The following is a 9,727-nucleotide window of genomic DNA, read 5'->3' on the forward strand; positions in this document are numbered from 1 at the left end:
CATTGGTGACAATTTAACGTCTTGTGTTGTTTGTCAAACGCTTTTGAGTAATGAGTAATGAGTAATGAGTAATGAGTTTTGCACTAATCCTAAAGCAATTTAAAGTCCGAATTACTCTTTAATCTATAATCCATGTACAGTGTCTAATATTCATAAACAACACTATATGTAGTATTTGACTAATGAATAAGTTTCTTAACTTGTCACGATTGGGGAATGGGGAATGGGGAATTTAAAACAGTACTTTTTTACTTAAGTTTCCTATAAAGACATGACTGTAAAATGGAGCTACTTAGCGTTGTAAGAGCTTTTCCATTTCTACCCAAACGAATACCAACATACTAAAACCCAAACAGACCAGCAAATCCGTAGGACTGAGTGTAGTGGTTTCAAAAAAGTTGCGTAAGGGTGCAACGTATATCAGTAGCAATTGAAGGACTATAGTTGATGCGATCGCAGCCAATAAATAAGGATTGGCAAAAAAGTTCATTTCAACTGTCAGCCGAGTATTAGAACGAACTGCCAAAGCGTGACCCATTTGCGCCAGACACAGGGTGGTAAACACCATTGTTTTCCAGCGATTAGGATCGATGGCAGCATTGTTAAGGTCGCGATTGTACGACCACACCATTAAAGCAATTGTAATTAAAGCAAAGATAATCCCAATTCTGACGATATAAAACCCCAAACCCCTGGCAAAAATATTTTCTTGCGGATCGTATGGTGGGCGGTTCATCACGTTAGGCTCGGCAGGTTCTAGAGCTAGGGCTAAAGCTGGCAAACCATCAGTGACTAAATTCATCCACAGAATTTGTAAAGGCGATAGAGGAACGCTACCCAAACCCAGCAGGGGGGCAGCAGCAATAGTTAATACTTCACCGACATTACTACCGAGAATGTATTTAATAAAGCGACGAATATTATCATAAACGACTCTGCCTTCTTCTACCGCAGCCACAATGGTGGCAAAGTTATCGTCAAGTAAAACTACATCGCTGGCTTCTTTGCTGACATCCGTTCCTGTAATCCCCATCGCAATGCCAATGTTAGCCTGTTTGAGGGCAGGAGCATCGTTGACTCCATCCCCCGTCATCGCCACAAATCCTCCCTTTTTTTGCAACGCTCGGACGATTTGTAACTTGTGTTCGGGAGCGACACGAGCATAGACATTAACTCGGTCTACTGCTTGTTCTAGTTCTTCTGGCGACATTTGGGCTAGCTGAGAACCATTTAAAAAGCGATCGCCTTCCCGAGCAATTTGAAGCTTATTGGCAATCGCCATTGCCGTTAGGGGATGATCCCCTGTAATCATAATCGGTCGAATTCCCGAATGCCGACAGCGTTCTATGGCTGCTTTAACTTCCGCTCTTGGGGCATCGAGCATTCCCACCATGCCCAACCAAATTAACTGTTGTTCGCTATCGTCGTTCTCTTCTAAATTTAGGGAAGGAATTTCTGTCAATGGTTTACAGGCAAAGCCTAAAACTCTCAAGCCTTCACTGGCAAGTTGAATACTGGTTTCGCTAATTTGAGTTTGATGGGATTCTGTAAGGGGTAGAACGGTATCCTCAATTTGAATGCGATCGCATTTTTCTAACAGAATCTCGCTAGAACCTTTGCTATAGAGAACATAGGGAAAATCTTCCGCAGCATTGGTTACAACCACTGACATTCGCTTGCGTTTGGAATCAAAAGCCAGTTCTCCAACCCGCTCTACGGTTAATTCTTCCCGAAAAATCCCTGCTTTACCTGCCAAACTTAATAATGCACCTTCTGTGGGATCGCCTAACATCGACCATTGAGATTCATATTGGCGTGCTTTTTTCGAGTGCTGCAACAAAGCATCATTGCAAATCACACAGGCTAGCATGAGTTTTTGCACTTCTGGTTTGCCTTCAATGCGATCCTCGTCAGGAGCGATAAATTCTCCTACTGGTTGATAACCTTCTCCAGTAACCTGAAAATCAATCCCAGGAGTGCTTACCTGCTGCACGATCATTTTGTTCTGGGTTAAAGTTCCTGTCTTGTCCGAGCAAATAGTCGTAACCGAGCCGAGGGTTTCTACCGCAGGCAGTTTGCGAATCAGAGCCTGACGGCGGATCATTTTTTGGGTGCCAATGGCAAGGGTAACAGTTACCACCGCAGGCAATCCTTCAGGAACTACCGCTACTGCCATACTCAAAGATGTTTCGAGAATTTCTTCAAAGATTTGCCAGCCCGATTTTAATAAACCGCCCAAAGTAATTAATACGACTAAAGTTAACGAACCACCTACTAAAACAGTCCCTAATTGGGTCATGCGTCGTTGCAAGGGTGTCGGTTCTGTCTCTACTGTTTGTAGCATTCGGGCGATCGCACCTATTTCTGTCTTCATGCCGATATTGGTTGCCACAGCTTTAGCTCTGCCTTTAACTACTTCCGTGCCTTTAAATACTAAATTAAGGCGATCGCCGAGAGGAGTATCTTCAGTAAAGACGGTATGAGCTTCTTTGTTTACTGCCGTAGCCTCTCCCGTGATAGCAGACTCAGTTACCTGAAAGTTTTGCACCTCTATTAAATAACCATCTGCGGGAATCTGCATTCCTGTTTCTAGTACCATAATGTCTCCAGGAACTAATTTCACTGCATCGATTTGGCAAAGGATATTATTACGAATTACCTTAGCTTGAGTTGTCGAGAATTTTCTTAGAGCAATCAAAGCTTTTTCGGCACGACTTTCTTGTAGGTAGCCAAGAATTCCGTTTAAAATTACGATTGTAAATATTGCAATAGAATCTTTGGGAAAATTGCCGTGACGGATATCTAGAATAGCAGAGATAATCGCAATGACAATCAGCATGACTAACATCACGTTAGTAAATTGCTCCCAGAAAATTTTTAGGTTGCTTCTGCCGTTGGTTTGCTCCAGTTGGTTTTCGCCAAACTCTTTTTGTCTTTGCCAGATTTCTTCATCCGATAATCCAGAATCAGCATTGCTTTGTAGTGTTTCTATAACCTGTGCTGATTTGAGAGTATGCCAGTTCTTCATATCAGATATTAATATTGCTATTCTTCAATTAATGAGACACAGTTGGTTTAGTTTTTGTTGATGATTAGTAATTAATCGATTTTAAATTATTTTTGTGTATCTCTTTTTCTTTGAGAAAGGTTATCTAAGATAACACTTATAAAGTTAGCAATCCACCAGCAAAAATAGAAATTAAATAAAAGCCTCACCTGCCATTCTTCTGACTCTCCTTGGTAATCCAATACCAAGCATTGAAGCAACCCAAGGCTACGCCGATAACCAAACACATCAATGTCCAGGAATATTGACTGGGAAAATGAGTGTCGATCCACACCCCTAAAGCAATACCCAGCAAGGAAGGAATCGCCACCGACCAACCCACCATGCCAAACATCCCCAAACCAAACCAGATAGTGTTTTTCTCTTTTCTAGCTTTAAGTTTACGATCGCTCTTTGAACCAATGCGATCTGGAAAAGACTTTTTACCCATGTCCCAACTCCCGAAAGTGACGCATCATACTTACCTCAAATTTGGCTAATGCCGAACGGGTCAATTTTTCTTGTTCGTCCAATACCTGAAACTGTTCAATTACCCCTTGTTTGAGACTAACTAAATCTTCTCCTTCTACTGCATTGCGAGTCGATACTAAAACTTCTGCCCCACACTTAACTAAAATCCCTTCATCTACAGCGACGAATATTTCTCGTTCCGTTTCCGTAGTCAAGCTGAGTATGCCTGGAACTAATGAAGCTACAAAATCTACATGATTGGGCAACAAACAAAAATGACCATTTTCTGCTTCGGCAATGACTTTGGTAACAGAGCGATCGATTAGAATTGCGCTTGGAGTTAAAACTTTTAATTTCATCTCAATTTAACCTTCGGTTAGTTATTAGTTTTTGGATCTAAGCCCCCTCTCATAATCTTCGATTTGAGAATCTTAATTAATTAGTGGTTCGGGCGGTCAGCATTGTGGGTCAACCCACTGGTTAGCCCTCAAAATCTACTAATTAATTGAACTAAAAACTAACTACTAACTACTAAAAACTCTTTTAAGAGATTGAACTAATCAAAAGCTATTTTGACAGCAGATTGTGAGCAGATTGTGATGCTGAAATAATACTCTACAATAACCCATAAAATTATAATCTTCTCAAAAATGAATCAAGATAAATACGATGCTGCAAAAGGCTGTTTGTTGGGTGCGTTATGTGGCGATGCTGCGGGTGCTACCCTAGAATTTTTAACCAGCGAACCTTCTCCAGAACAAACAAAATGGGCGATGGGTATGCCTGGAGGGGGAAAGTTAAATGTTGCCCCTGGGCAAATTAACGACGACGGGGAATTAACCCTGTGTATGGCTCGTGCTTTGGCAGAAAGCGAGACTTTCGATCTAGAAAAAATTGCTCGCAGTTATGCCGAGTGGATCGAATCTCATCCGTTTGATATTGGCATTACTACTATTTCTTCTCTGGGTGCGTTTCGGGGTTTACCAGCCGATAAAAGTTACGCTCAAGCCATGACTAACGCCGCCTATGTTAACTGTATGCGATCGAAAGCTAATGGTAGTCTGATGCGGAATACTCCCCTGGGAATTTGGGGACATAATTTAGCTATTGCCGATCTAGCTGATTATGCTCGACAGGATAATGCTTTATCTCATCCCAACCCTAGTTGTGGTTTGGCAGTGGCTTGTTATACCATTGCGATCGCAACTTTGATCGAGCAGCCAGGGGAAAGAGAATTGGCTTTTAATCAGGCTAAAACCTGGTTGGAATCTCAAGAAGAAATAGCTAAAGAACAAAAGGAATATACTAGCTGGCAAGAAGTACGGAGTTGGCTGGCGGATGCAGAAAATTTAGTTTCCGTACCTTTTACTCCTCACATTGGTTTTATTCAAATTGCCTTTACTCATGCTTTCTTACATTTATTAATCGGCTCGAATTACCAAGAAGCGATCGCCGAAACTCTTTTAGGTGGTGGAGATACCGATACCAACGCTTGTATTGTGGGGGGGTTGATTGGGGCAGCAGAAGGAGTAAATGCCATTCCTCAAATTATGCGCGATCGCGTTTTAAACTGCGATACTAGTCTTGGCAAACATCTGCGCCCTAGCTTTCTTCATCCCAGACAAGTTGATGAGTTAATTAGTAAGTTAATGAACTGAATTATCTTGAACCATTACAAAATTGTAATAATAAGTATTTTCTTCAATGCACAACTAAAAGCAATCGGCATAAGCTAGAGGAGATGAATGAAAATTGCCGAGTATGGAAACTCAAGAATTAAAGTTTCTTCTTAAATTAATTGGTCGAGATAATTATCGCGGAAAAATTGCCGATTTAAAACCTAATAGTAAAACTACCGTTGCCAAAACTCAAAGTATTTGTTGCAGTTTGCGCGATCGCGAATTATTAGATTGCCAACGATGAATTGTTTGTCTAACAGTTGATGAAGCACATTCTAGGTATCCTGCTATCTCTTTGACTGTTTTTCCTCTACTGTTGAGACGTAGCATACTTGCTCTCTGTTTTGTTCTTCGGGGAACTTGATTGGCTAGCTCTAACTCTCTTAACGTTTTGTCTTCTTGTTTGGTTAGAGTTATTTTTAGTCCTGCTGGCACTTTTACTGGCGCGGCATATCTATTAGGCAAAGGAGACTTAATCTATCAAGTAGGGGCAAAATCCCAAAGATTGCAAAGTTTATATATAGATTCTGTATATTTGCGCTCGACAATCAACAAACTATCAATAAAGATTAAATACTCATAAATCTCAGGGAAATTTCTGATAGTATAATTGCTTAAGTTCTAATATCTTATCGATATATTATCGATTCTAAAGATGGGTTTAAAAATAGTCAGAAATTTTGACGCAAGCTTTGTTCTCGATACGGAATCCCGCGAAATTTTATTCCGCTTGCTGACAAATAAGACTTTTACAGATGATATTTGCCAAAGATTGGGAGAAACTGAAATCATATTTACAGATTTATTGTTTCAACCAGTACCCTACAGTCAGCATACTCCCAAAGGAATGCCCCGCGAGTTTGAAAAATATCACAACTCGAAAGAATTCATTATTATTAATGTCCCGCCCAATTTTATGTTTCAAGCTAAAATTTTTAAACCAAGTCGTCTCTGCGCTATCTATCGTAAGGTTTAGAAATTTTTACTGCTAAAATTAATCTCAATCAAACAAATATGTCTGCCCAAACCACCATTCCTTCTCTCAATAGTTTGGAGTATTTTCCTTACATCAATAACGAGGGAACTATCATCGAAGACATCCAAGGAAAAATTGGCGTATATGCTATTTTCGATCGCGACCAAAAAATGCAGTATGTAGGATATTCTCGCGATGTCTATCTCAGCCTCAAGCAACATTTGATTCGCCAACCAACACAATGCTATTGGGTGAAAATGCAAACCATCGATCGCCCCAGTCGCAAGATTCTTCAAGAAATTGCCGATAGCTGGATTGCGGAAAATAACTCAACTCCTCCTGGTAACGAAGGGGAAAAATCCCCCTGGATCGAACCAATTGATGCCAATCCTGCTATGACAGAATCAGAAAAGGCACAATATAACCAAAGCGATGAATTAGGACAAATTAAAATACGAAAAACAGTAGCTAGAAGAGTTGAAGCCGAACTTCAACAACAATTAAGCGACCGTGGTGTTACCATGAATATTCGGTTTAACCCTAAACTAAAAGAAAAAGGTCTCTTAGACTTAAAGTAAACACGACATCTAGATAATCAAAAATAATAAGAAGTAAATACGATAAATACAAATATTGTGCCTACTCTTATAATTAGCCGAGTTGTTTCTAGATAGATCGCTATTCTCTGTACGATCAAGCATGAAAGCAATACTATTAAACAACCGCTATCGCATTCTCAAAACCTTGGGTAGAGGAGGATTTGGGGAAACCTATCTGACTGAAGACACTCATATGCCTTCGGGACGAAAATGTGTGGTCAAACAACTCAAACCGATTGTCAAAAATCCCAAAAGCCCTAAAACTCCCTTGTGGATGAAAGAAAGGTTTCAGCGAGAAGCAGCAATCCTCGAAGAACTAGGGCAAGACAGCGAGCAAATACCCCAGCTTTATGCTTATTTTTCCGAGAATGACAAATTTTATCTCGTACAAGAATGGATTGAAGGACTAACTTTAGACCAATATTGGGAAAGAGAAGGTAACCTGCATCGAGATGAAGTCAGACAAATCCTGATTCAACTACTACCAGTTTTAGGCTATATCCACGGTTGTCGCATCATCCATCGGGATATTAAGCCGGAAAATATTATTTTACGCCAAGAAGATAACTTACCTTTCTTAATTGATTTTGGTGCGGTTAAAGAAGCGATCGCCACAGAAGTAAACGAAGATTCTAGTAGCAACTACTCCGCCTCCATTGGTACTCCTGGTTATATGGCTTCGGAACAAGCAGCAGGTCGTCCGATCTATTCTAGCGATCTCTACAGTTTGGGTTTAACAGCAATCTTTTTGTTAACGGGAAAATCTCCCCACGAATTGGAAACCGATCCCCGCAATGGAGAAATTATTTGGCGAGATCTAGCTGAAAATATTGACCCAGAATTAACAGACATTATTGACAAAGCCATTCGCTTTCATCCCCGCGATCGCTTTAGTAGTGCCTCTCAAATGCTAGATGCCCTAACTGAGGGCGTAAAGCGAAAAAATCATAGTTTAACGGGAGCGACTTTAAACATTTCTCCTGGAAGCTATTCTGCGGGGGATAACTATAGTAACGGTAAAGTTCGTACTGTTGCCCTCCAACCCAAAGGAGGCAAGTCAGCCCAAAAATCTAATTTATTAGTTACAGTTAGTTCTTTTATTTTAATTGCTCTGGCAGTGGCAGGAGGAACGTTTGCAGCGGGTTTTGCTATAGTATCTAGTTTATTGCGATCGCCCGAATCCCCCAACCAACAAGCACAAGTTAATTCTCCTCGTTCTCAACCCGACATATTTGTCAATCCTGAAGAAGAGATCGATAATCAAGAAGATAAAAACGAAGCAATAGCCAGAGAGGGTACAGAAGAGCTAGAAACTAAGAAAATACCTAAAATACTGACCGATCTTAGAGAAGAAGCCCAGCAAACCTCCCCCAACTCGGAAAAAAATCCAGATGACAAAACACCTAAAACTTTAACTAAAGTCGAGGTAGAATCAGTACCAGAAATTAATATTCCTATTTTGAGGACGGGAACATCTGAAAGCCAATTGGTTAGTACTTTAGGTAAGCCTAATTCCGAAAGAAAGGGATTTCGACCCAACTCCAGAGTCTTAGTTTATTACGATGTAGTTCCAGACCGAGTTAACCTTAGCTACGAATCAGATAGTACGGGAAAAATTCGTCAAACTGATGTTGTTTTAAACTCATCGGTTAGTCTAGGAACAATGCAGCAAACCCTGAGTAAAATGCTGGGAGGTAATGCTCCTGCTGATGTTAAGGTAAAACTACGAGATGTTTATAATCGTCAGACCAATTTTAGTTTTTTTAAATTAAACGAGCTCGAAGGTAAGGTACAAAGAGATAGTAAAGATCGTATCAGTATTTCAGTATGGGATAGAGGGTTTCAATAATACTAGGTAAATTTAAGACGAATTAGCTTATCTGATGTTAGGTTTATTGTCAAATTTGGGAACAATAAGTCTGATAATTTCTTAGAAACCACAACTACCGTGACTATAGCAACGAAGCTAGACACCCAAAAATTGTTGTCTCAACTAGCAGAAACTAAAAGCTCTGGTTGCCTAGAGTTAACTACAGAGTTAGTTTCTTGGAAAATCTATTTACAGCAAGGTAATTTGCAATATGTTTATTGTTCTATACAAACCCTAGATAGGTTTAAATATCATCTACATTCTTTAGATTTGAGACAAGCTCTTAGTAGCATACAAAATATACCTCAATCTATAGTTAATGTTCAACATTCTTCTCCGGCTCAGAATCTTTATAGTAAAGTTATTTCTTGGCTATTAACAGAACAAGCTTTAAATTTCTCTCAAAATTCTAGACTAATTCAAAATATTAATAAAGACGACTTTTTCTCGTGCTTGTGGCTAGACCGAGGTATTTATCAATGGCACCAAGAACATTCAGTCCCCCTTTGGATTCCACAACAAATTAAAGACTCTTTAGCAGTAAATATCTCAGAATGTTTGAGTGCTGCTCAAGCAGCGTCAAAACAATGGCAAAATTGTTGCGAGAAACTAATTTCTGTCCATCAGCGTCCTTATTTTCCTCCTGGTTGGGAATCGAAATCTCTACCCGTTTCTGGTTCTTTAGACCGCAAAACTTTGATGGAATTAACTAAAGTTTTAAAAGGAGGTACTAGTATTCGTCAATTATCGGTTTTATTAAAAAAAGACGAAATTCAAGTAGCCAAAATTTTGTCTCCATATATTGAAGAGAAAATTATTTATTTACATCATGCTCCATCACCCCTAAATAAATTACCCTACATTCCTCGAACTTCTAAAAAGATCGTAGAATCTTCATCAGGAATTGGTAGAGATATTCAATCTGTTGGTGATGACCCTACGCATAAGAGTAAAACTTGGAAAATCGTTTGTATTGATGATAGTCCGACTATTCTTAGCGAAATCGCACGGTTTTTAGATGGAAATAAATTTAAAATCACTGCCGTAGACGACCCCGTACAAGCCGTATCTAAAATTTTTAATATC

11 protein-coding genes are annotated in these 9,727 nt (G+C 39.7%); 7 read left to right on the top strand and 4 right to left on the bottom strand.

Features of this window, described 5'->3' with window-relative positions:
- Window positions 1–292: 292 nt before the first annotated feature.
- The 3 genes from AC33VI_RS12360 to AC33VI_RS12370 all read right to left on the bottom strand — a co-directional run bounded on the left by AC33VI_RS12360 (window position 293) and on the right by AC33VI_RS12370 (window position 3,876).
- Entirely contained in the window at window positions 293–3,028 is a 2,736-nt protein-coding gene (locus AC33VI_RS12360; protein WP_491782570.1) for a cation-translocating P-type ATPase, read from the bottom strand.
- Between the two features lie 184 nt (window positions 3,029–3,212).
- A complete protein-coding gene (locus AC33VI_RS12365) occupies window positions 3,213–3,497 on the bottom strand; it encodes an AtpZ/AtpI family protein (protein WP_491782571.1) in 285 nt (94 codons plus the stop codon).
- Window positions 3,490–3,876, bottom strand: coding sequence for a F0F1 ATP synthase subunit epsilon (locus tag AC33VI_RS12370; protein WP_491782572.1), 387 nt, complete (start codon window positions 3,874–3,876; stop codon window positions 3,490–3,492). Before AC33VI_RS12370 ends, AC33VI_RS12365 begins: the two co-directional genes overlap by 8 nt.
- Before the next feature lie 291 nt (window positions 3,877–4,167).
- Here AC33VI_RS12370 and AC33VI_RS12375 point away from each other — a divergent pair, with 291 nt between their 5' ends.
- Together AC33VI_RS12375 and AC33VI_RS12380 are read left to right on the top strand one after the other, a co-directional pair.
- Window positions 4,168–5,175: an ADP-ribosylglycohydrolase family protein gene (locus tag AC33VI_RS12375; protein WP_491782573.1), complete on the top strand. Its 1,008-nt coding sequence runs from the start codon at window positions 4,168–4,170 to the stop codon at window positions 5,173–5,175.
- A 94-nt stretch (window positions 5,176–5,269) separates the two neighbouring features.
- Window positions 5,270–5,440, top strand: coding sequence for a hypothetical protein (locus AC33VI_RS12380; protein ID WP_491782580.1), 171 nt, complete (start codon window positions 5,270–5,272; stop codon window positions 5,438–5,440).
- Here the strand turns inward: AC33VI_RS12380 and AC33VI_RS12385 are convergent.
- Window positions 5,386–5,526, bottom strand: coding sequence for a helix-turn-helix domain-containing protein (locus AC33VI_RS12385; protein WP_491782574.1), 141 nt, complete (start codon window positions 5,524–5,526; stop codon window positions 5,386–5,388). The genes AC33VI_RS12380 and AC33VI_RS12385 overlap by 55 nt on opposite strands.
- Before the next feature lie 34 nt (window positions 5,527–5,560).
- Here AC33VI_RS12385 and AC33VI_RS12390 point away from each other — a divergent pair, with 34 nt between their 5' ends.
- The 5 genes from AC33VI_RS12390 to AC33VI_RS12410 all read left to right on the top strand — a co-directional run.
- The gene (locus tag AC33VI_RS12390) at window positions 5,561–5,779 is read left to right on the top strand and encodes a hypothetical protein (protein ID WP_491782575.1); all 219 of its coding nucleotides are present in this window, start codon (window positions 5,561–5,563) and stop codon (window positions 5,777–5,779) included.
- Window positions 5,780–5,851: 72 nt separating this feature from the next.
- Window positions 5,852–6,172, top strand: a complete 321-nt coding sequence (locus AC33VI_RS12395) for a hypothetical protein (protein ID WP_491782576.1) — start codon at window positions 5,852–5,854, stop codon at window positions 6,170–6,172.
- Between the two features lie 38 nt (window positions 6,173–6,210).
- Window positions 6,211–6,750: a GIY-YIG nuclease family protein gene (locus AC33VI_RS12400; RefSeq protein ID WP_491782577.1), complete on the top strand. Its 540-nt coding sequence runs from the start codon at window positions 6,211–6,213 to the stop codon at window positions 6,748–6,750.
- A gap of 121 nt (window positions 6,751–6,871) precedes the next feature.
- Complete coding sequence (locus AC33VI_RS12405) at window positions 6,872–8,620, top strand: protein kinase domain-containing protein (protein ID WP_491782578.1); 1,749 nt, start codon at window positions 6,872–6,874, stop codon at window positions 8,618–8,620.
- Between the two features lie 99 nt (window positions 8,621–8,719).
- On the top strand, window positions 8,720–9,727 hold a 1,008-nt coding region (locus AC33VI_RS12410; RefSeq protein ID WP_491782579.1), incomplete at its 3' end, for a DUF4388 domain-containing protein.

It is taken from the genome of Waterburya sp. (assembly GCF_058530065.1).

Coding starts and splice junctions, on each gene's coding strand:
- AC33VI_RS12385 (WP_491782574.1), bottom strand. CDS start 5,526: ATGCTACGTCTCAACAGTAGAGGAAAAACAGTCAAAGAGATAGCAGGA.
- AC33VI_RS12375 (WP_491782573.1), top strand. CDS start 4,168: ATGAATCAAGATAAATACGATGCTGCAAAAGGCTGTTTGTTGGGTGCG.
- AC33VI_RS12395 (WP_491782576.1), top strand. CDS start 5,852: ATGGGTTTAAAAATAGTCAGAAATTTTGACGCAAGCTTTGTTCTCGAT.
- AC33VI_RS12365 (WP_491782571.1), bottom strand. CDS start 3,497: ATGGGTAAAAAGTCTTTTCCAGATCGCATTGGTTCAAAGAGCGATCGT.
- AC33VI_RS12405 (WP_491782578.1), top strand. CDS start 6,872: ATGAAAGCAATACTATTAAACAACCGCTATCGCATTCTCAAAACCTTG.
- AC33VI_RS12400 (WP_491782577.1), top strand. CDS start 6,211: ATGTCTGCCCAAACCACCATTCCTTCTCTCAATAGTTTGGAGTATTTT.
- AC33VI_RS12360 (WP_491782570.1), bottom strand. CDS start 3,028: ATGAAGAACTGGCATACTCTCAAATCAGCACAGGTTATAGAAACACTA.
- AC33VI_RS12370 (WP_491782572.1), bottom strand. CDS start 3,876: ATGAAATTAAAAGTTTTAACTCCAAGCGCAATTCTAATCGATCGCTCT.